The 23,313-nt window shown below is 40.4% G+C and carries 19 protein-coding genes; all 19 read right to left on the reverse strand.

Annotated features, from left to right (window positions below):
* Positions 1 to 38 precede the first annotated feature (38 nt).
* Entirely contained in the window at positions 39 to 866 is an 828-nt protein-coding gene (locus IW510_RS07195) for a hypothetical protein (protein ID WP_202058177.1), read from the reverse strand.
* A gap of 97 nt (positions 867 to 963) precedes the next feature.
* Positions 964 to 1,476, reverse strand: a complete 513-nt coding sequence (locus tag IW510_RS07200; protein WP_202058178.1) for a DNA-3-methyladenine glycosylase I — start codon at positions 1,474 to 1,476, stop codon at positions 964 to 966.
* A 154-nt stretch (positions 1,477 to 1,630) separates the two neighbouring features.
* Positions 1,631 to 2,062 (reverse strand): DUF2188 domain-containing protein, encoded by a 432-nt coding sequence (locus IW510_RS07205; RefSeq protein ID WP_202058179.1) that lies wholly within the window; start codon positions 2,060 to 2,062, stop codon positions 1,631 to 1,633.
* Positions 2,063 to 2,090: 28 nt separating this feature from the next.
* Complete coding sequence (locus IW510_RS07210; protein WP_202058180.1) at positions 2,091 to 2,981, reverse strand: SDR family oxidoreductase; 891 nt, start codon at positions 2,979 to 2,981, stop codon at positions 2,091 to 2,093.
* A 207-nt stretch (positions 2,982 to 3,188) separates the two neighbouring features.
* Complete coding sequence (locus IW510_RS07215) at positions 3,189 to 3,785, reverse strand: nitroreductase family protein (protein WP_202058181.1); 597 nt, start codon at positions 3,783 to 3,785, stop codon at positions 3,189 to 3,191.
* A gap of 147 nt (positions 3,786 to 3,932) precedes the next feature.
* A complete protein-coding gene (locus IW510_RS07220) occupies positions 3,933 to 5,222 on the reverse strand; it encodes an ABC transporter permease (protein ID WP_202058182.1) in 1,290 nt (429 codons plus the stop codon).
* On the reverse strand, positions 5,219 to 5,902 hold the full coding sequence (locus tag IW510_RS07225; RefSeq protein WP_202058184.1) for an ABC transporter ATP-binding protein: 684 nt from the start codon (positions 5,900 to 5,902) through the stop codon (positions 5,219 to 5,221). The genes IW510_RS07220 and IW510_RS07225 overlap by 4 nt, the downstream gene beginning before the upstream one ends.
* A 251-nt stretch (positions 5,903 to 6,153) precedes the next feature.
* Positions 6,154 to 7,470: a hypothetical protein gene (locus tag IW510_RS07230; RefSeq protein WP_202058185.1), complete on the reverse strand. Its 1,317-nt coding sequence runs from the start codon at positions 7,468 to 7,470 to the stop codon at positions 6,154 to 6,156.
* Positions 7,471 to 7,760: 290 nt separating this feature from the next.
* A complete protein-coding gene (locus IW510_RS07235) occupies positions 7,761 to 9,053 on the reverse strand; it encodes a hypothetical protein (RefSeq protein ID WP_202058187.1) in 1,293 nt (430 codons plus the stop codon).
* Between the two features lie 495 nt (positions 9,054 to 9,548).
* Positions 9,549 to 10,295: a hypothetical protein gene (locus IW510_RS07240; protein WP_202058189.1), complete on the reverse strand. Its 747-nt coding sequence runs from the start codon at positions 10,293 to 10,295 to the stop codon at positions 9,549 to 9,551.
* Between the two features lie 14 nt (positions 10,296 to 10,309).
* Entirely contained in the window at positions 10,310 to 13,900 is a 3,591-nt protein-coding gene (locus tag IW510_RS07245) for a YfhO family protein (protein WP_202058190.1), read from the reverse strand.
* 23 nt (positions 13,901 to 13,923) lie between these two features.
* Complete coding sequence (gene lepB, locus IW510_RS07250; protein WP_202058191.1) at positions 13,924 to 14,535, reverse strand: signal peptidase I; 612 nt, start codon at positions 14,533 to 14,535, stop codon at positions 13,924 to 13,926.
* A gap of 22 nt (positions 14,536 to 14,557) precedes the next feature.
* A complete protein-coding gene (gene lepB, locus IW510_RS07255) occupies positions 14,558 to 15,322 on the reverse strand; it encodes a signal peptidase I (protein WP_236674641.1) in 765 nt (254 codons plus the stop codon).
* A 13-nt stretch (positions 15,323 to 15,335) separates the two neighbouring features.
* Complete coding sequence (locus IW510_RS07260; RefSeq protein WP_202058192.1) at positions 15,336 to 16,013, reverse strand: hypothetical protein; 678 nt, start codon at positions 16,011 to 16,013, stop codon at positions 15,336 to 15,338.
* Positions 16,014 to 16,050: 37 nt separating this feature from the next.
* On the reverse strand, positions 16,051 to 17,127 hold the full coding sequence (locus IW510_RS07265) for a DUF916 and DUF3324 domain-containing protein (RefSeq protein WP_236674642.1): 1,077 nt from the start codon (positions 17,125 to 17,127) through the stop codon (positions 16,051 to 16,053).
* A gap of 105 nt (positions 17,128 to 17,232) precedes the next feature.
* A complete protein-coding gene (locus IW510_RS07270) occupies positions 17,233 to 18,003 on the reverse strand; it encodes a WxL domain-containing protein (RefSeq protein WP_202058193.1) in 771 nt (256 codons plus the stop codon).
* 35 nt (positions 18,004 to 18,038) lie between these two features.
* Positions 18,039 to 18,848: a WxL domain-containing protein gene (locus IW510_RS07275; protein WP_202058194.1), complete on the reverse strand. Its 810-nt coding sequence runs from the start codon at positions 18,846 to 18,848 to the stop codon at positions 18,039 to 18,041.
* Positions 18,849 to 18,851: 3 nt separating this feature from the next.
* Positions 18,852 to 19,250, reverse strand: coding sequence for an LPXTG cell wall anchor domain-containing protein (locus tag IW510_RS07280; RefSeq protein WP_202058196.1), 399 nt, complete (start codon positions 19,248 to 19,250; stop codon positions 18,852 to 18,854).
* A gap of 15 nt (positions 19,251 to 19,265) precedes the next feature.
* Positions 19,266 to 23,228 (reverse strand): isopeptide-forming domain-containing fimbrial protein, encoded by a 3,963-nt coding sequence (locus IW510_RS07285; protein WP_202058198.1) that lies wholly within the window; start codon positions 23,226 to 23,228, stop codon positions 19,266 to 19,268.
* Between the last annotated feature and the right edge of the window lie 85 nt (positions 23,229 to 23,313).

The raw sequence follows: 23,313 nt of genomic DNA on the forward strand, positions 1-23,313 counted from the left end.
CTCCTTTTCTCGCCGACTCTTCTACTTGCTCATACTTATTAATACCAAACAATCGGCACAACACAATCTGTGTTTGCAGAAAAACGACCATCTGTTGATTGTCCGCTGAATGTGAGATTAATCTTTGTTGTTTGCTCATCGATGCTGCTGATAGTTACCGTTGAACCAGATAATGAAATCTCCGGCGCTTGCTGCAAGTATTCTTCCCCATTCATTGCCTGCCCTTCAACACTCCGGTCTCCATCAAACTGAGGTGAGTAAGTAACAGGATGCTCCATCATCAACTGCTTTGTTGCTCTTGATACATAAACGGCAGGAAATTCTACTGTACCAAACCCAACGGCTGTAAAGGATTCTAAATTCTCTAAACCCGCAAGCGGACTGAAGTCAAATACTGAAGCATAGTAACCTAAGTGAACATTTTTTAAGTGTGACAATTCTTTAAGTGCTGAAATATCAAATGGCTTGTATTGCGTTTCCGAGCCAAAAGCATAGCTGTTGAAAGTCTCTAAATTCTTTAGTGCCGCTATCGGTCTAAAATCTGTTATTTGGTTCTCACTAGGAGAATAAGATAAATAGCGAATGTTTTCGGCGTATTGCAAACCTTCCAATGATGTTGCATTAGAAATATTAATTGAATCCAATCTCCCCATCAGATCCACAGTCGGTAATTCATTTTCAATGATTTCCTCTTCACCTGTCTCAGGATTCCATTTTATTTGTTCTATGATTTCCGCTCTCAGTTCATCGTTGGGAATGTACACCTTTTTTTCATCTGCTGACATACTGCTTCCTGCTAGAAAGCTTACAGCTGATAATGTTATCGCTACCATAACAACCAATCCTAATTTTTCTTTCTTTTTCACTATAAAACACCCTTTCATATCAAGATGTTTTAATTATATCAAAAATCATAAAATAATAAACATAAAATTTAATTTTTCTCATAATTATCGTTTTAATTTACTCATCATGCATCACTTGATCCTGAATAATTCCAGCAGCTTTCAGGAACATACAGGTTACAACAGGACCAACAAAGCTAAATCCTCGTTTTTTCATATCTTTGGCAATAACAGTTGCCTCGGGAAGCGTGTTTCCAACCTCATCGGAATTTTCGTATTGCTTAATAACCGGTACACCACCGACAAAATCCCACAAGTAGTCCGCAAAGCTGTCATACTCTTCCAAGAGCTTAACAATCGCACGAGCATTCTGAACAACCGCTTTGATTTTTCTAGGGTTTCGAATCATCTCAGGATCTTTCGTAATCCGTTCAATATCATCGGGGAAAAATGCGGCCACCTGGCGAACGTCCATATTGCAGAAATTTTTCAAAAAAACTTCTTTTTTCCCCGCAGCAGCCTTCCAGCTTAGTCCCGCCTGAAAAACACCAATCGTAAGAAGTAAAAATAGGCGACGATCATCTCTTGTCGGCTCGCCCCACTGATTGCTATACCATTGATAGCTTTTCATTTCCTTAGCCCACCTTTTCCACAGCAGCTGTCCTTATTCGTCTTCAGTACCGTTGGATTTTTTATTATTATTGTACCATAATCTTTTATCCAAAAACGGCAAAAAGATGGTCAGCAACGACTAACCATCTTTTTTATAAGACCTCAGAAACCTCTTATTTAGGCTGTTCTCCTTGTTTAAAAGCAATGACTTTGGATTCCTTATTTTCAGCTGTTTCTCTTGCTCTTGTAATAGCTTCATCTTTTGTTTTAAAGGAGGCTGCCGCCTTTTCAGCTCCCTTCGTTTGTACAAACCATTTATCCTCCTTGGAAAAGACTAAGACATCATTATCTAAAAGGTCCTGATTGATTTTTTCACCATCATGCTTGTCGTTTTTCTTTGGATAGCTTTCCTTTGAAAATGCCTTTTTTTCAGAATCCGTTGCTGTATCCAACCATTTTTTTGATTGTGAAATAGCAATTGGGATTGCACGGTCTTCAGGATAGCCTTCTGCGAGTAACGCATTTCCCACCTCAATTGCTTTTTTCTTTAGAAGCGGTTCAAAGTTTTTAAATGAGGTTGGGTAATCATTTTTGTCCCAAGGCATAACTAATCTCCTCTTTTCTTTCAATTAATTAAGCAAAGAAGCTGCCGCCGGTAATAGCATAGACCTGTCCTGTTACGTAGCTGGCTTCTTCCGATGCAAGAAACACATAGACAGAGGATAACTCAATCGGCTGTCCCGCACGTCCAATCAGTTCATCCTGACCGAATTCCGGAATTGCCTCCTGAGGCTGTCCACCACAAATTTGCAGCGGTGTCCAAATGGGTCCCGGCGCTACAGTATTAACACGAATTTCTTTGTCACTTAACTGTGCTGCCAGCCCTTTACTAAAGGTTGTGATTGCACCTTTAGTTGCTGCGTAATCCAGTAAATGTGCACTTGGTTCGGCGCTTTGAATAGAGGTCGTGGTGATGATACTTGCTCCTGACGGCAGATAGCTTAGCGCTTCTTGAACCGCCCAATACATTGAGATAATATTGGTTGTAAATGTATCTGTAATTTGTTGTGTGGACAGCTCTTTTATATCCTCCACGGCCTGTTGCATACCTGCATTTAACACAAGGATATCCAATCCATTTAAGGCTTCTGCCGCGTCATGAATCAATTTTCGTGTAAACTGTTCGTCCTTCAAATCTCCTGGAAGTAAGACTGCCTTTTGACCGGCTTGTTCAATCCACGCCTTGACCTCCTGCGCATCAGCTTCTTCAAAAGGCAAGTAGTTAATCGCTACATCTGCGCCTTCTCTCGCATAAGCGATTGCTGCGGCACGCCCAATACCTGAATCCCCTCCGGTAATCAAGGCCTTTCTTCCCGCAAGCTTTCCACTGCCCTTATATGTCTGTTCTCCACAATCTGGCACTGGTATCATTTGACTTTGCAAAGCCGGTGCCTCCTGTTTTTGTTGTTCAAAGTTCCCTTTATAAAATTGAGTCAACGGATTCTTAAGCTTCTTTTCTGACATCTGTTTTCCCCCCTAATTGATTTCCTGTTCTATTTTCAGCCTATTACGAATCAAAAGAACATTCAAATTATCCGCATTTCTCTATTCCAGCAAACTATCTGTCTATCTAGTATCAAACCACAACAAAGACACTCCAAAGTAATCACTACAAAAAACTTCCCTGCTAATCCATGTTGAATCAACAGGGAAGTTGGACATCATTCTATTTTATTCAAATTCCATGAAACGATCGGCATCGTTCATGTATTCTTTTTCGCCAGCTGGTGCTTCGATTGAACCAATCACCAATTGCGCTCTCAATTTCCAGTTAGCTGGAATACTCCATTCTTTTGCTACTGCTTCATCAATAACTGGGTTATAATGCTGCAGGTTTGCTCCAATGTTTTCTTGAGCTAAGGCAGTCCATACGTTTGCCTGTGTCAAACCGCTTGCTTGTTCAGACCAAACAGGGAAATTATCAGCATACAACGCAAATTGTTCTTGCAGATTTTTTACGATATCTTGATCTTCAAAGAAAAGAATTGTACCGGCACCGGCCGCAAATCCTTTCAATTTTTCCTGTGTATTTGGAAAAGCTTCCGGTGGAGTAAGTGGTTTTAGTGCTTCCCCTGTAATTTCCCACAATTTCTTATGTGCATCTCCAAATAAGAAAACAACACGTTGTGTTTGTGAGTTGAAAGAAGAAGGACTTTCTTTTACTACTTCTTTGACCAGAGCTGTGATTTCATCCTTTGATTGTGGTAGATTGTTTCCTAAAGCATAAATAGAGCGACGTTTTTTCAATTCATTTACAAAATTTGACATAGTTTATTTCATCCTTTCATATTTACAAGTCAATAATTACTATTACTACTTCAGTATATACGCTTATTAAAAGTAAGTAAAAAGATATGCTCACAAATCTGCAAAAAAAATCTGCCTCTAAAAAAGAGACAGATTTGACGGTAATTTTTATTCGTAGCGTAATGATTCGATTGGGTCCAGCTTCGCTGCTCTTCTTGCTGGAAGTGTACCCGCAAGGAAAGCAATCAGCATGATGATTAAAACAATTACCAACATTGATGGTACAGAGAACTGCAGCAATGTAAATCCTGTCATACCCTCAAGGAAGGATTTCAACGCATACTCGTTCAACAGACTTCCTGCGCCCATTGCTCCCAATATTCCCAGAACAGAGCCCCAGAAACCAATCAACAACGCTTCAACACTAAATGATAAGAAGATTTTTCCGCTTCCCATCCCCATGGCTTTCATCAAACCGATTTCTCTTGTCCGATCCTGAACAGACATGTATAGCGTATTGACGATACCAAAGCTGGCTGCCAGCAATGCAATGGCACCAAACATTGTCAGAACACCTGTGATTGCATTGATTATCTGACGAATCATCCCGATTTCATCTTCTACTGTCATTGCAGAGTAATTCTGATCACTCAAGCGCTCTTTCAGCTTGTTGATTTTATCGGTATCACCTACATAGTCTTTCTCCATTGTAGCGAAAGCCATGTAATAAACATTCTTCATATTTTCCGGTAAGCCTTTTTCACCAATTTCAACAATCTTGTCTGTCAGACCGTTACTGATGATTGACTGTCCATTTTGAACTAAGCTGACATTACGAACACCTACAATGGTCGCTTCAACAATTTCCTGTTCGCCAGTGGCCTGAGAGGTCACCGCAATCTTCACTTTCTTGTTCAACGCATCTTTAGCAGAGGAATAACCTAAGCTCTTAACATATTCCGGAGCCAGGTTTACTTCATAGGCATCGCCGGTTGTGCTAACTTCTTTTCCTTCTTCCAAATCGATTGTAATATCACTGGAGCTGGCAACAGAGAACTCATATTTCTTTCCAGATTCTCCTTCAATATAATCAGGAGAAACCATCAGAAACGGCTTAACTGATTTGATTCCATCTGTATCCTTGATTTTATCAAGATCCTTTTGAGTTAACGTCTCTGCTTCTGTTGCACTTCCCTTGTCCGCATCGTACTCCACGGGATCATCTCCACCGCCAACGTTAATTCCCATTGAATCGGCACCAGGCGAAATCATTAGCTGGTCTTCACCGCCAACACTGCCTATCTGCTTATCAATGTAATCATTCACACCAATATTGACACCTGTTGTCAACGTGATTGTAAAAGCACCTATGAAGATTGCAATAATCGTTAAAATCGTTCTTCCTTTATTCCTCCATAAATTGGCGCTTGCTGATTTTAAAATATCTGTTATCTTCATAGTACCTCTCCCTTAACAATCAATCCGTCCTTAATATAAATCTGACGGTCACAACGTGCAGCCAACTCTTCATCATGCGTGACGATAATCAACGTAATTCCTTGTTCTCTATTTAAATCAAATAATAATTTCTCGATTTTTTCCCCAGTATTGGAATCAAGATTCCCTGTCGGTTCATCCGCAAATATGATTTCCGGATTATTCACCAACGCTCTGGCAATACAGACCCGTTGTTTTTGCCCACCAGACAAATCATTGGCCTTGTTGTTGATTTTCGTTTCCAGCTCCACAGACTTTAATGCTTTCAGAGCCATTTCTTTTCGCTGTCTGCCGGAAATCCCTGCAATTTTTAAGGGCAGCATGACATTGTTCAATACGCTGTCTTTAGGATTCATAAAAAACTGTTGAAATACAAACCCGAACTGCTCGTTTCTCATTCGGTTCAATTCTTTTGTTCCTATATTGCTGACGCTCTTATTATTTAATAAAACTTCACCTGAGCTTGGTTTATCCAGCAATGCCAAGATATGCATCAAGGTAGACTTTCCCGATCCGCTTTTACCGATAATGGCAACAGATTCTCCTTTTTCAATTTGTATGTCAATTCCTTTCAAGGCATCAAATCTTGTTTCATTGCGCCCGTAGCTCTTTTTTAGATTTCTAGCTTCAATTACAGACATCTTTTCCCTCCATCACTTTTACTAACATTTTTTCCACATCTTTCATTTTGAAGTAACACCGATTATTTGTCATGGTACTTGAGATGTATTTCTTACTCGACCAAAGTCTTGTATCCCTTTCCAATTAGTAAAAGATAGTTTCAAAATAAAAAAGGCTGCTTCTTTCAGCCTTTTCAGCATAGCTTATCTATTAGATAAAATATGGTCGCAGAAAAAAAGACTGGAAAGTTATCCAGTCTTTTTTATCAACTCTATTTTTTCAATGCTGCATCGCCTTCATAGTAGAAGTCGAGTGTTGCATCTTCCGTTGCTTCGAAATCTGCTGTATGGCTGCCAGTTACAAAGCTTGCATCGCCTGCAAATGGATGATTTGCTTTCAGCTCTTCAATAGAAACTGTTTCTCCAACAGCGTACTCGATTTCTTTTGTTTGCAGCTGGTAGTCTCCGGAACCATCAACATCAATCCAATAGTTTACTGTGATTGTTACATTGAAGGCTGTTGGTGCTTCTGAGAAGATTACTTGATGAACACCAGCATATTTCAATTGTGTCGGCTCACATTTTACGCCGTAGTTAACAACACAACAGTTTTTTGTTTGACGTGTTCCAACTACTCTCATTGAAGATGGAGCGCCTTGTGCAGGATCAGCTAATAGTCCGCCTTGATTGTTCAAGTAAACCCCGCCAGGTTCAGAAGTCCAAGAATAGTTCTTCATAGTGTTCATATTACGTTTTACTGATTTGTAGTCTGTTACAAATACCGGTGTATCGAAACTGATTTCAAATGTCGGTTTTCTGTATTCTTCACGAACAACTGCACCGCAGTATGCACGAAGCATTTTTTTGTCAGCTTGCAACGCAGCGATTCCACTGTTGATATCGTTGGAGATACCAGTGATTGAGCTGCCTTTTCCTTCTGCTTGGATATGAGCAATCGCCGAACGGGCACCAGAAACTTTCCCTTCACCGACAACTGTTGCTCCAGTCCACGCATAGATATCGCGGTACGCCCAGATACCTGTTCCTTGTGTTGCAGTTCCTTTAAGAACTGAGCTTAAGAAAGGCTTGATATCGTTATTACACCAAATACCATAGTTCGTTCCGTAGGCTTCAACCGTACCGGCCTTCATACGAATTTCATTGTGCACACGAATACCGGCTTCATTTCCTTTTGCTGTGATTTTTCCTTTACCACTGGAATAGAAAGGTTTGAAGTATCCGCCAACATTGATACCGAATTGACCTTGTTTTGTATCTGCGTTTAACTCACCATTGCCGTTTACATACAGACTGCTTTTAGTGTAAATTGAATCAATATTGACAGGTACAGTATTATTCAAATTCACTGTAAGCGCACAAGAACTATAGATAACTGTTTCTTCTGTCAGCTCGTAAGACTTTTTCCCTTTCTTTAATACATTAACCCCGTTCTCTGTAACGATTGTCGTTGTTCCACCCTTTAAATCAATAGAACCTTTCAATACTTCGGCAGAGGATTCTTGGCTTCCCAAGAAAAGTGTTCCGAAAATCCCTAACGCCATTACGCTTGCAATGTGTCTCTTTTTCATTCTGTCCATCCTTTCATAAAAAACAAATATTTCTAACTCACACCTTAAATATTATCACAATAAATAACCTTCGTTTTATCATCTTTTTATCACGCAGAAAAAATTACTGATAAAATAGTAACTATTAAATTACTTTAAATCAATAATGATGTTCAATTTAAAACAAAAAATCACGATTAGGAAAAATATAAAAATAATAAAATAAACAAATAATTTCGGTTTTGAAAAAGTCGAAAAAACCGAAATCAGCAAATTTGCCGATTCCGGTTTTTTTTGATTCTTCCGTTTTATTACGCGTCGCCTTCGTAGTAGAAGTCAATTGTCATGTCTTCGTCCGCAGAGAAGTCTGTTGTTTGACTACCTGAAACAAAGCTTGCATCGCCTGCAAATGGATGGTTTGCTTTCAACTCATCGATTGAAACTGTTGCACCCGGCTCATACTTAAATTCTTTTGGCTCAGTCTTATCATATTCGCCATCACCATCTGTATCCAGCTTATAGTTTACTGTAATAGTTACTTCGTTAGCAGTTTTCACACCTTCAAATACAACTTGATGAGAACCATTGTATGTCAACCATACAGATTCTTCTTTCACGTATTTGTTTACAATTGCATAGAAACCAGTTTTACGAGTACCAGTTACAGTCATGTTAATTGGCGCTCCATCTTTACTGTACAGTCTGCCATTGTTCAACTCAACTAATCCGGCAGGATCAGAAGTCCAAGTATAGTTTTTAGCATTTTTCAAATGCCAGCCAACTTGCGTGATATCTTCAACTTTGATACCTTCTTTTTTATCTACAACAATTGTCGGGTTTTGGTAAACTTCACGAACGACACCACCACATCTAGCGCGCAATGTTGTCGAGTTATGCAACGCTGCATAACCACTGTTGAAGTTACGTGAAATACCAGTAATCTCACTGCCTTCATGGTCTGCTTTGATTAATTCGCCAGTGAAAATCCCAGCTAATTCACCTTCAGCAGTTAGTTTTGAACCTGAACGTACAAAAACATCTTCTCCGGCATATACACCGAATTTTTCTTCTGAGTTCGCATTCAGTACAGCACCAGTATAAGTTTGCACGTCACTCTTCACCCAAACACCATATTGTTTTCCGTATGCATTGATTGTTCCACCATGTTGCTCGATTTGTGATGAAGTACGTACACCGGCTTCATTCCCTTTAGAGTTGATTACTGCTTTACTCTTAGAATCAACAACTAAATCATCACCTACATTGATACCGAATTGGCCATCAGCGTCAGCATTTAATTCACCATTTCCATAAATTTTCAAGTGATTCTTCGTGTAGATAGAATCAATATTTACCGGCGTTGCATTGTTCAACGTTAATTTCAACGTTTTAGAGCTGTAGATCATGCTGTCTTCTGTCAGCTCATACGTAGCACTTTTTGTTTTTAGCAAACTAACACCGTTCTCCACAACAATTGTAGAGTCCGCCCCTTTTAAATCGACATCCCCTGTTAGTACTTGTGCTGCCGAAGCATCACTTGCTCCTATAAACATCGCACCGGCAAAACCAAGAGCCAGTACCCCTGCAAGACTTCTTTTCTTCATTAACATTCATCCTTTCAAAAAACGAGTATTTTCTTTACATCTATATATTACCACAATAAATAACACTAGTTTTATCACGGTTTTTCTAAAAAAATAAAAACAATGATAAGTCGGTAAATTATTTCTATCACAAAATACAATAAAAACCCTTATAAATCAACGTAACACAATTGAAAGGAAAAAGATTTCATTATATCTATAAATATATATAAATAACATTATTAACATAAAAATAACATATGACAAGAAATCATCCAACACTCTTAATCAACAAGAAGTACTAGCCAAATTTCACCATTCCAATGCAAGCATTTAGCTAAATATTTCTTTATCACCTCCCTCGGCACCAACCCGCCTCACAATCTAAAAGGCCAAATCGACTACATATATCCCCCATTGGTATTGCCGGTGCCAAGCTAAATCAATTTTCCCATTATCAAAAATAAAAAATGCCTGAGATAGAAGCAGCCTTCTTCTCAAGCATTCATTGTTCAATCAATAATGATAATCTTTTACATAGAGTTGTATCTTAACAGGAATACCACTCTCTCCGTAAGCAATCCTTAGACGCTTACCTAGCGATCCTTTTTCTTCCGCTTTCCCAAAGGTATCGTATAGCACAACATATTGGTTCTTTAGTTCTTCGTTTGATTTCGCCGCTAATAATTCTATTTCTCCGGCAATATCTTCTTCGGCAATTTCAGCTGCTTTCCCTAGTGCCAAAAGATACTCCTGCAGCTCACCACCATTGTAGGTTCCCGTTGATTCACTATTTATAATCTCCATCTTATACATCTCGATATAGGCGACTTCTTTATCCGGATGGTAGCTGTAATCGATTTGACTAATACTATAGATGGGATATAAATTCTCCTTGTCTCGCATAACGGTCGATACAGTATATGCCGCTTCCAGCGATTGTGAGGAAACAGAGTAGAAGGTAGAATCCACCGCCAAAGCCTCATTTTCTTCGAGATGGCCCAAGCTTATCTCCTGTATATTTTCCACAAATTCAGGAATTTCCAGTTGCAGCTTGTCTTTTACAGCGACTTCCGCTTCTTCTTTCCCAACATTCTGCAAACGATAATCCGAAAATTTCCTTTCTCTTTTTACTGTCGCAAGCAATGCTTGATCCGATTTCGAAAGATCATTTCGCTCCTCTTCCTTATCCTTTTCCGAACAGCCTGATGCCACAAGCAGCAGCCCAAAAAGAATTATCAGCGTTTTTTTTATACTATTCATCCTCTTACCACCTTTTAGTCGAACGTGCTCAGGTCAAACCCAATAGGCTCTCGCTGTTCAAATTCCGATTCAAGAAACTCTACGTAGACCGTATCCTCTTTATCGGAAAGAAGAGAATAGAACGCCAGTCCGGCACTGCTTTCTCCTTTTGCCAAGGATTTATTATTATCTTCTGCCAAGACCTTTAGATTTCCAGCTTCATCATTGTCTGGAAAATCCGCTTGCTTCAAAACGGAATCTCCTTGCTTAACATTTACTTTGTCGTACCAAATTTTCGGCTTCAACGCTTCATCACCATTATTCAATATACTAAACCGAACAGCCAGATATGCCTGATCCTCTATCGTGATTTTTCGATAGCCAGTGACATTAAAGCTCAGCTGCTCGTTTTCAACAGCTGTTTCCGGAATTTCACTTGATTCCTGTGTTGTTTCAGCAGCAGAATCACTTGTTGCCGAACCCGTTTTTTCTTCTTTCCGTTCTACCGTATCTACAGACTGATCAATGATTTTTACGCGATCCTCGTATCTGTTGTCATCTGCAGAGTAGAAAACAAACTCCAAAACTTCATTTTCTGTGAGTACATAATAAGAATGGACCCACACACTTTCATCTTTATAATAGCCATTTAGCGTATATTTATAAACTTGATTGCCATTCACTTCGTAATCTGTCATATAAATATCTTCTAAATTAGAGTAGCCATATATTTTTTGCAGATTTTCTCTTGTTGCATCGCCGAAATCTGTCATGTCCAGTGTTTCTTTAGGTGAAACCTGTACAAACATCTGTGAGTTGCTTTGCTTATCTACTGCAGCAAAGACTGCACGAGACCCAAACTCCGCTTGGTAGTCAGCCTCTGCGCGCTTTTCCCACGTGCTGGGTAGTTGAAATTGATAGACAGAAGAATCACCGTCAAAGGTTTCTGCCTTATCCGAAAGCTTCGCCTCACAACCAGATAAAACCAGTAAGATTATTGTCATAAAATACATGATTTGCTTTTTACGCATCACGTGCCCTCCTTTTTTAGAATACAGCCAGCCATTGTAACCGAGAAACAGCACGATACACCCAACAAATAGAATCGCACCAAGCATAAAGCCCTGTGGTAAAAAGACAAATTCAATCGTATGTGCGCCTTTAGGAATACTCAACGTAAGAAACGCTTTATTCAAATTAGGCATTTCCACTTTTTTTCCATCAATATACGCTTTCCAACCGGCATCATATGGAATCGTCGTAAACAACACCTGCTCCTTTTCAAGCGCAACTTCCGCTTTCGCTTTTCGTCCCGAAACCTCAAGTGCAATGCCCTTTTGATTAATTTTTTCAACTGCTCGCTCAAACTTTTGCGTATCAATCAGCAATACATCAGGCTTGAACAGATTAACGATTCTAGTTCCCGTGAAATTAACTGTCACCGAAACCGTTGTTCCTTCTTCATAATAGCCCAGGTTATAATACTGCCCTGTGGAGGACAACGGAGACGAACGCGTAACACCATTCACCGTCCACTCTACTGTACAATCCTCCATGTAACTGAAGGTGGAAGGATACATGCTAAGGTATGCTTGCTGCTTTGCAGGCACAAAGACCTCCCAAACAATTTTTTTAGGCTCAGTCATGCTGGTTCCTGTATAGGTCACTTGATTACCAGATACAGCTTCTGTAATATTCTCTGTTGTGACCTGACGCGCTTCAACCGCCCGAGTCATCTCTTCTTCCTCTTCAGATAGATAGTTAAACAAGCCGACCTGACTCTTGATTGCATCTGTTTCAAATATTTCATCATCCGTCAGTACCCCAAGAGGCAAAGCATACTTATTTTCATACAAGGAATACGCCCCTTGCTCACCAACCTTCTCATAACCAAACTTCATAATGTCAGTTTTGGAAAGATTGTATTTGATTCCCAAAAGCGAGTCCATCAGTAGTGTATTATTCTCATACTTAATATTCAGATTACTCCCTAGCGATCGGTAGCCTAAATTATTCAAATAAGCAGAAGAATGCCTATTCCTGATGGATGAAAACATCGAGACACCGCTATAGCCAAACCTAAAGCTGTCATTCAAGGTTAGCCGATCCAAATTTTCCAGTCGGAAAAAATGATCGTTCTGCTCTTTCGTTTCATTTACCAGCGTACGAATTTCCTTAGAGCGCTCATTGTAATCGAACGCAGAATCGGTAGGATAGCCCCACTCTGTTCCAATTCCTATAATTAATGCATCCGCATTAATACCTGCTTCTGCCACCATTAAGAATAAAAACAGAATCGGCAGCAGCTTGTTTAAATATCCTTTACTTCGAAGTAAAAGCAACACTAGAATCAATACTAAGAATCCGACTGTCACATATAAAGAAAAATCAGTAATATAGTCATAACGCTTCTTGTTCGAAAACAGAACTGCGGCCAGAAACAACCCACCCAATACCAAAATAATGTTTACCAATTGATTCGTGTCTTCTTTTCCGAACCGTTCGAAGCCATATCCCCCCAGCAAAATAATCATAAAGGAGAATAGAAAGCTGAAACGAAACAAAAACATGTTTGGGGAATGCAGCCCATGCCACAAAAGATTCAAGGGATCAATGTACACACTTGCCACCAACACCAGTAATAGAATGCCGTATAATAGCTTATTGCGCAGCGGTACCTTCTTCGTTGAAAAATAATAGATTGCAAACAGCAGCGGAACTAGTCCGATGTAAATAAACGGAGCACTGCCATACTTACTCGTGTCGTAAACGGCCACCATGTTTTTGACAATAAAATCCCAGATACCTGTATCCCTGGTCCAAAAGCTATTGAGCGCATCTAAGCCTTCACCGTTATTCGTCAAATCAAAAATAGTAGGAAGAATGGTCAGCATCGATGCACCACCGGCTAATAACGACGTACTTAAATAGCAAAGAATGCTTTTTTTGTATCGTTTAGTATCCGTAAATAGGCGCAGCCAGAAATACATAAATGAAAATAACCCTACCATAAATGCCATATAGAAATTAGATAAAAACAACGCAAGATAACCAACAAACAAAATCATCGGTTTACGCTCGTCCATCACTCGATGAATCCCCAGAATAATCAAGGGAAGATAAACAAATGTGTCCAACCACATAATTACTTCTGAATAAGCAACAGCATACCCCATCAAGGCATAGGCAACACTAAAAGAAAGCTGATACCATGAGCCCATTTTCTTAAATGTATGATTCGCAAACACCCAAAAAGAGACGCCGATACAACCAAACTTAATTAACGTAATGACATATATCGCATCCGCCATCGCGTTATTATCAAAAAAGAGAACCAGCGGGGTGAAAAGGCTGTTCAGATAATAGGCGGAAAAAGACCAGTAGTTAAGCCCAAGAGAGCCATACCACGTATAAAAGATACTCTGTTCTCCTCGCAACATACTATTGAAGCTGGCATGAAAATTAGAGTATTGGGAGTAACTGTCACTCGCCAAAATCATTCGGTCACTGCCTAAATAAATGTCATTTAATGCATATACAACACCCATTACTGCTAAGGGAATCAAAAAACTTAGCAATAAAAAGATGCCCTTCTTCTTTAAGAAGTCTTTTATTTTATCTTTCATAGAAACCTCACATTCATTTTGCTCTACTTCACTAATCCAATCGAATCAAAAGGGTAGTATCTGAAAATAACAACACCATCAATCTGATCCTTTTTGATTAAGCCTAAATGCCGACTGTCTGTAGAGTTGCTTCGATTATCACCAAGCACAAAATAGCTATCTGCCGGAATCTCCTCTAAATCTGAAAGAGCATCCCAAACCTCTTTGGTAATCGTCACCTTTAGTGTGCCATCCGGTAATTTTTTAGCTTCAAGCCCCTCGGTCAACGCACTATTCTCAGCCAACTGCTCATTGATATACAACGCATTTCCTTCTGTCCTGATTTTATCTCCGGGCAGCCCGACAATCCGTTTCACATAAGAGGTCTTCTTCTGTTCATCCGGAAAAAAAGTAATCAGCTCATAGCGCACAAGCTGTTTTTCTTTAGCTATGAACAGCCGATCACCATCCTCAAATGTCGGATTCATTGACAAACCATCTACTTGATAGGTACGAATAGTCCGAATACCCCAGATAAGAACAAACAGAAAAAACAGAAAGAAAAAAGCAGAAAGAATGGTTTTTTTCTGCTTCTCAGACGATATTCTTTCAGGTCTTTTCAATTTAAATTTTTTTCGTTCTGATGTTTTATTCATTTTGCTTTTTCCTCTGATTTTCTCAAAATCCAGCTAATGTATGAAATGGAAAGAAGCGGAACTCAACAACACCCACAATATTTTTTTGGTCAATAAAGCCAAAATAACGACTGTCTGTAGCGTACTGCCTATTATCCCCCAGAACAAAATATTTATTCTCAGGCACACTGTTTTTTCCCGTCAGCTGCATCAGCGTAAAATCCTCTGTCGTCTTCATGCCACCTTGCTTAGCAACAGAAACAGCATTTTCTAAGTATCGTTCCAGCTTTTGCTCTTCATTTATGTATAGCTGATCATCTTTGTAGTAGAGGCGGTCGCCCGGCGTACCAATGACTCGCCGAACCAATATCTCCCCTTTACTATCTTTAAACACTACCAAGTCCAATTGCTTTGGCTTCTTCATTCGATTAACAAACAGCCGATCACCATCATTCAACTGTTCTGTCATCGAATAGCCTTCAACCTTTATCGTCGTAAAGGTTACCTTGGATAAGATAAATACCACGGCAGTAAAAAGCAGCAATGTGATGCCGACTTCTAAAAGAAATACTTTCACTGACTGCTTTTTCCGCCGAACACTCTTCTTCCGCGGCTTCTTTTTGCCTTTCTGCGACTGTTGAACCGATTTTCTTTTACCAGTTTTCTTTACAGGCTTCACGGAGCGCTGACGTCTTCGATTATCTATCTGCTTCTTGGAAGAAGACGTTTTTTTCTTTTTCCTCACGCGCTCCACTTGCTCTGTTGTTTTTCGCTTCTCTGATTTCTTCCTTCGGCGTTGTGTCATCATCTACACCTGGCCTCTATTTTTTCTGCTGCAATGCCTGTTCATTGACTTCGAATTCCTCAATGATTTTCTTTTGCTGCTCCTTCACACTTTGAATATCACCAATATAGACCTCAATCGTTTCCGGTGACTGAAGACTTTGAACCGTTTGAGCATTTAAATTAATTGCTAAATCAAGATTCTTTTTAAAGTATTTAGTCAGCAGTAAACGATACTCTGCCGCCATACCGCCATAAGGCGTTTCAGCAGCAGCGGAAGCCAGCTGAGAGGAAATCTCCTGTAGATTCTTCACGGTTTTTTCCGGGCTTGCACCGCCCTTCAAGTTCTCAAACTGTTGTTCAGCTTCATCTAACAAGTAATAGCATTTTGATAATGCCGCAGCATTGGGAGAGCTCAAATTCGTCAATTGATAGTGTCTCGCATAGAAGCCGCTACCGCCTAAAAGCACGCCCAGAAGCAAGGTAATAAAAGCTGTTCTGAACTGACGACCTCGTTGCTTAGCTAGTCTGCTACACGCTCGTTTCCAACGTTTTCGCTTTTTTTTCATCTTAGGGCGTTTACGTTTCAGTTTTCTTAACTGACTGCCTGAGCTGATTCCGAAAATAATGAACAGAACAGAAAATAACAGTAGGAGAACACCTAAGGATAATAGACCGACAAAGGTCATATCCAGCATACTCATATTCAATTTCATTTCATTTCCTCCTGTTATAGCTTTTCAAAGCGCGCACCTATTTCTTTTTCGAAGGTCTGTTCTTCTTCTTTTTCTTCCCTTTTTCTCTGACTTTCTTCACAGCAAAGAAAATAGATAGTAGAAGTAAGAAGGCAATTCCTGCCAGCAAGGCAATCAACTTCCAATCGATTCCCTTCTCTTGAACCAACGATACGTCCTGACCGTTGAATTTGTCTGCATCTTCATCAGTAATAGTAAACTCTCTCGTCCATTCCCATCTTCGCTCCCCTGAGGTTACAACAATATTTGCTCTATAGTCTCCGGGAACCATCCGTTCCCCATTCATCGTAACAGGAAAATCAATCAAGGAATTCGGTGCCATGCGCATCCCGGCACTTTTCGTATCATAAAGCACCTCTTCTGAATCCTTTGGTGTCACTTGCACATCAACCGTCATATCATTTAAATAATCAGCTTCTATGTTGGAAAAGTTAACGTATACTGCATTTCGGTAATTTGACAGCCCCGGATAAACATCATTCAACTCCAGTTCGACAGTAACAGGCGTTTCATTTTCCCTCAATATCATGCCGACTAAGTAGGCATATTCGTTGATTACACCACCCTGCGACTCATCTCTCTTAACGATTTGTTTTAGCTTTATCCCACCGGCAATTAATCCATCATAAGAAGTTTCAGGCATTGTGATTGTTACATCCAACATCTGTTTAGATTTCGGTGCGATCGTCACTCGCTCCTCTGATTTAACCAAGTCTGTAAATTTGAATTTCAGGGATTTATCATCTTGTATATCCGATGGCCCGTATTCAATAACGCCATTTCGATTTGTTTTCGCTCCATTCAAAGACACTTCGATTTGCATCTCGTGATTAGAGGCATTCTCTAACTCAATTTGCAGCGTTTGCTGCTGACTCGGAGTCATCATTAAATCAAAATAACCAACCTCTGGATTATATTGATTCTCCGGCAAAATCACGCGATAGTTGAATTCACCGTAAGCATTAGCGCCGCTTTCAGTAGTTGCTTCTTCTGCATATGTAGTGGTTCCGGTTATAAAAAATAGTACTATGTACAGAAGGAAAAAAGGAATGATTTTCTTTTCTTTAATTACCATTATTCTTACCTCTTTCGGTCAAAACAGAAAGAATTCTACCGATTTGTCTAAAACCGGTAGATTCTTCTGTTCAACATAAATTAACATTTCATTGTTGATAATTGATTAGTTTACTGTTTCCATTGTCCATTCAACTACTGATTGGTAAGCTGAAGTGTATGCTAAGCTAGTTTCAGGTAAATGGAATTTAACTGAGTCAGCAGCTGTTGAATCGTCACCGAAGCAAAGCTCGTAAACACCGATACCTTTAGTTGCTTCAACGTTTGTATAAGCAAGCTGTTTGCCTAAACCGTCAGCAATAGTGATGTTTGTTTCAAATGCTGGTGTAGTTGGGTAATGTGTCGCATTATCAATTGAAGCAAGATTCAGGTTGTTGTACGTGATTGTTGCTCCATCCAATGTATGCGTTTGACCATCTACATCACCTGTAAACGGAGAAACCATTTGAACGCTTAATTTGTATTTGTGATCCAATGTTTGACGATCATCACGGAACTTCACGAAGTTTGGAGAAGTCCATTTGTCCGCTCCATTCGCATTACCAGTAAATGGTTTTGCAAAGTAATCTTCTGTTACAGTACCGTTCATGATTTCATGCTGACCAAAGTTTAATGGTGTAACAAAGATAATACCGAAATCTCCTGGGTTTGTTGGTTGTATCTCTGAAGAATCGATATCTGTCGCTTTAGAGCCAGTGCTGTCACCTGGTTTTGTGATTTGTGTAACATCTGTTTCACGAGTAGAATCACGAGTAAACTCGATGTATGCGTTCCCTCTGTGAGAATGCTCCTGTGCTTTTGTTGTATTTGGAACAGCTAGTGCTACCCCTGCTGCAGCAACTAATGCTGCTCCACATAATTTGTGTGTCAATTTCATTTGTGTTTCCTCCTAATATATTGTGTGTGTTTAATCTATGGTAACTCGGCTAAAATCCAAGTTAACACCGTTGTGTAATTGACCGGATCTTTTTCTGTCTTTCCCGGTATGGACAAGCGAATGGCACTATTTTCGTGCACTTGCTGATTATTAAAGACTGCATCCAAAATCGGATTGCCATCCTTTCCATTCTTCGGAGTCAACGTAGAACTCAACTCTGCCGGATTGGCGGCTGATGCCCCAAAACTGATACTCCAAGTCCCCAATCCGCCGCCAGTTTCAGCGGTAGCCAGATTGTACGTTTCTCCTACATGCTCCAACCGAATGATTTCTTTTGAAACCAACGGAGAAGCAATTGTGTCTTTATTTACAGAATTCGTCCATGATTTATCAAAGGACAAAACTGCTCCATTTAAAACACTGTTTTTGGTATCAAAATTACTAAATTGACTTTCCTGCCTCAGCTGTAATGTCCAGCCTTTCGCTGATTTTCGATAGTCAGAAATCTGCACAAAATTACCTCGTGCTTCTGTTTTCCCATCTAAAAACAACTGCGCATTCACAGGATAAGAAACATCCTTATTCGAAATAGCATTCACATGAAAGTTCAATTGCGGTACAAAATCAATCCGTAGCGGACCGCTTGTACTTGGACTCTCTCCCGGATCAACTGAAACATCAGGATTCTCAGGATCTCGAATATCGTCTATTTCTGTATCCGTGTTAGAAAATTCAACGGTTGCTTTGTTGTTTGCAGAATTAGATTCCGCCTGCACTTGCTCTGAACTACCTAAACCAAGTAAGGCGATAAACAGGGCTGCGGGGATAAAATGCTTACTCTTCATTCATCATTTCCCCTTCCCTTGTGCTTCTTTTTCCTGTTTCCTTTTCCAAAACAGAAAGGCAGCAGCGATAACAATCAGCGCCGCTCCGCTGATTGTCAAGCTATTCTTGACTAACTCACCGGTTGAAGGATAACTGCCTGTCGGCTTCGTTGTTCCTCCTACTGATGGCGACTTTGATTGGGAGGTCGTACTTTCTAAAGGACGACTGCTTTCTGAAGTCGCACTGTCGGAGCTGCTGCTCGAAGTGCTGTCGCTTGTCTCTTCTTCATAAAATCCGATGACTCCATTTGTCTGAACCGCACCGCCATTCGTTGTCGCTTCACTTATCACAGGAATGGTAAAACAAAAAGCAAGCCCCAGAACAAGGGAAGCAATCAAAGAAACAGTGTGTATTTTTTTCATATATCTTCCCCCATTCTATGGCGCTATAGGCGTATCTTCTAAGGTAAATTCAAGAACCGCCTCATATTTTCCAAGCTTGTTCACTTTTCCGCCATCAATATAGAACTTGAATCCCTCACCTGCCGAACTCCAGCGTGAATTAACGTTATACTCCCCGGCATTCGGATGTGTGTAGGTGAGAATAGTGGTACCATCCGCAGTAATAACTTTTTCTTCAGTACCTGTGTTATAACGAATCGCATCCTCTAAAATATATCTGGCATCTGTTTCGCCTACAGCTTTCATAGGTGCCAACAGCTTCGCTTTCAGTGTCCACGATTTTTGTGTCACACGATTGTCTGCTACCACCAGACTGCCTGTAATATCCGGATCTATGACTCTAGTTCCCTTATTCAGCTTGGCTTCCTCGATTTTGAAATCGATATCCGGCACGGAAGTAATACTCAATGTGCCGGCGACAGCAACCAATGCATTGTCACTGGCTGACACTTCCTCATAAATACCTGTTGCACTTCCCGGACCATCGACGAAACGTGGTGATTCTCCCAGCGCTGTCGCTGTATTGTTGATTGAACCTGAGGCCGTTCCGGAAACTGTTGCTTTAAAGACTACTACAGCACTTTCCGTACTATTCAAGTTACCAACATTCAGCGTCAATAGACGAGTTCCTTCATCGTAAGAATACTCATTCACACCTGGTACCCCTGTCACATGTGTCGCAGAAGCGCCATTGATAGTCACAGCTGCTGTCGCAGGAGTGAATGTCAAGCCGTTTGGCAGTGTGTCAGTAATTACAACGTCCTTCCAAACAGTTGTCGTTGTAGAAGGTTTGTTATTTTTTGCAGTTAGTGTGTATGTCAGCTCTTCGCCGACATCCGCATCTGTCGTGCTCCCGCTTTCCGACACGACCGCTTTCGTCATGACTGGAAGGTTCGGCAAGACATCTGCCACAATATACTTCTTAACACCCTCGAAAACAGCATCATGATAGGCATAATCAGTGTACGGATTGATATTCCCACCGCTTTGATTCGTCGCCGGCGGCTTAATCAACCCTGTCTGATCATATAAAACAGGCGTTTCACCAGCCGCTGATACTACTTGCGCAGCAACATGCTGAATGGCATTATCACCTAAATAAACACTTAATTCTTTTGTGTCAGTCAGATAATAAGGAAGCGGATAGGTCCACGAACCATCACCCTGGACTGTTGCTGTTCCCAATAACGTTCCAGAAGAGCGATCGCCGGAATCATAGTACACATACACTGTCGCATTCGCTTCAGCACCTGTTCCCGAAAGTACATTTGTTGCATTATTCAAATTCTCATCTGTCAAGCGTGTCGGTTGTGGCGGTGTGACATCCAGAACAGTTCGCTGTGGTGTTTGAATATCTGTTGACTCACTGATATGAACATTTGAGCCGCCTTCATCCGCTAACCCACCACGCCAAGCTGATTCAACTTTTATCTGCTGTCCTTTAACTAAAAAGCCGCCATTCGAAGTTGGAATTTTGAAAATCCCGGTACGTGCATCATCACCATAAACAGACACTGCACCTGAACCGGCAGGGTCTTCAACTACTGTTCCTGCTGCCGTATAAGCTGCAACAGAGCCAGCTGCTGACACAGAAACTCTCACACCAACTTCACCTGTAAAGGCCGCACGAATTGGATCGTACTTCCCTTCCGGCACAGTCGCATGACCCCAGATATATTTATCAGCATCTGTTGGTACACGCAGCTCATCAATAACTGCTTTTTGGTTATTGGCAGTCATACGTGAATAGGCCGGTGCTCCTTTAAAGTTGCTAAAGTCTACTCCGTTCGTTGTTACACCCGCATTGAAATCCTCTGTAGTCCAGATACTATCAATCAAGCTCCATGCATCACTTGGGTTTCCATCTAAATTCGAACCAGCATCCCAAACTTGTAAGTCAGATTGCGTCATTTTGAATTCAGAGTTTGCTGCTCCGGCGAACAAAAGACCGCCGCCTGGGCAGTTGTTTCTGAAATCAAAGTATTTAGGCTTATTCATAGTAAATGTCAGCTTGTTTTTGACAGTTCCGGCGACATTCGAACTACTAAACACCCCTTTATCATTACTAAGTGTTTGACCACGAACAATAAAGTATGTTCCTTCTCCCGCATTAATATCCAGCTCTTGAAGGTTACAGTCAATAGCAGCTCCGTTATCTGTAATAAGCGAAACGTTTGAATTTTCTCCCGTTACAGAAAAACTACTGGTTTTGGCAGCATTACCGTTCCGGTATTGAATCCCCTGATTTCGGTTATTTGCACCAGGATCTTTTGGCACACCATCCCCAACATTACGAAGAATAAAATCTGATCCACTTTGGATATCAATTTTGTTTTCATCTCCATACATCCGAACAGCCGGTGTTGGTCCACCATTTTTATTAAATGCAATTTTAGAATTATTTGTTGCTTGCATAAGATGGTTTCCTACATAGCTAAGTCCACCCGGATCATCGTAACGAATCATCGCTCCATTACTTGATGCATCAGAGCTTTCTGAGTTAATCATAAATTCAGCGCCATCATTCGTAACAATTTTGCTGTCTTTTGAATAAATCTGTAGTGTAGGTGCACCTTTAGAAACTGCACGAGACTCAAAAGTTACTTTTGCCCCATTATCAACTAGAATTTCAGAACCGATTGCAGCATCAGAAGCTTCTCTTGTAGCCTCCCAAATAGCAACAACAGCTCCTTGTGTCGCTGTAATCGCATTAGGATTTGCACTGCTCCAAGCAGCACTCGTAAGATTGCCGGAAATCGTTACATCTGTTTTAGCTCCGACAAATGCCATTTTTGCTTGTTTCGAACTGATTCTAACCGCCATAACTTCTGCATCTATCCAGATGTTCATTTTGGCATTATCAACATTGAACGAAGCACCATCTACCAAGGTTTCAAAAAACAAGGTTCGCAAGTTCGCTTCTACATTCGCATCCTCTTCAACAGAAAGTGTCTTAGCACGAAGAAACGCCGCCAGAACAAATCCGCTTGATTGGAAATTGTTTTCTCCGGATAATTGGATAGTTCCATTATCCAAATGTGCGAATGGGCGAGCATTGCCTGAAAGTACATTGACATTGTTCGTTGCTACAGTCCAATTAGCACTTGCTGCAGTATTAACTGCACCTACCATCGGGTCAACAGACGAACCAATCAAATCAATATCGGAGAATATCACTCGTGAATCAACTGCTGCTGACCCTAATGTAATATTTTGACTTCCCATATCAATTTTTCTTTTTGTTCCGTTGTCATCACCATTAATCACCTTGGATATCGTCACGTTTCCAACTGCGGCATCTGCTGTCAGATCCGCTTTGACATTAATCCAATCAACAGAGGTAGACTCCATCGCTGTCTTAAACTCCGACCAAGTGGTTACATTTGCAGTTACCCCTGGTGTAGGCAACGTCAGCCCAAATGCTGCAATACCTGCTAAAGCGTCTGCTTCTGGCTGAACAGGTGTTTCAACTTCCGTTTGATTGTGTATATCATACTTCGCTTCAGCAAGTACCTTTCCACTTTGCGATAACAGCTGGATATACCCTTCCTTTAGTTGACTATCCTTATCTATCTCTACTACAAAATCAGCTTCAAAAGATTTCCCATCGTCAACAAATGCAACATCCAAGACATTACTGTCTTCAGTCTCATTCATAGATAAACGGTCAAATTCCTTTTCATCCAAATGATTCAAAAGATTGTCTACGTGAACAGAAGCAGACCCTTCAGATTTCAACTGTATTTTTTGCCCGGAAAGCTTGGGTATACTTAGCTTGGCAACAACTAACTTGTTATACTCTTGAACTCTGATAATTTCTACTTTATACTCATCGGAAGATGCTTTGATTGCATTCCCATTACTTAAAAACGGGATACTACCAAGCAACAATGCCAACACAACAACTAATAACAGATAAGACTTTTTTCCGATTTTCATTTTTTTATCTCAACTCCTTTCCTATTAAAAGATTATTCGTATGTTCGTCCAACACACTATATATTTCAATTTTTTGGATAACTGA

The sequence above is a fragment of the Enterococcus sp. BWR-S5 genome, from assembly GCF_016745255.1.
Lineage (GTDB): Bacteria > Bacillota > Bacilli > Lactobacillales > Enterococcaceae > Enterococcus_L.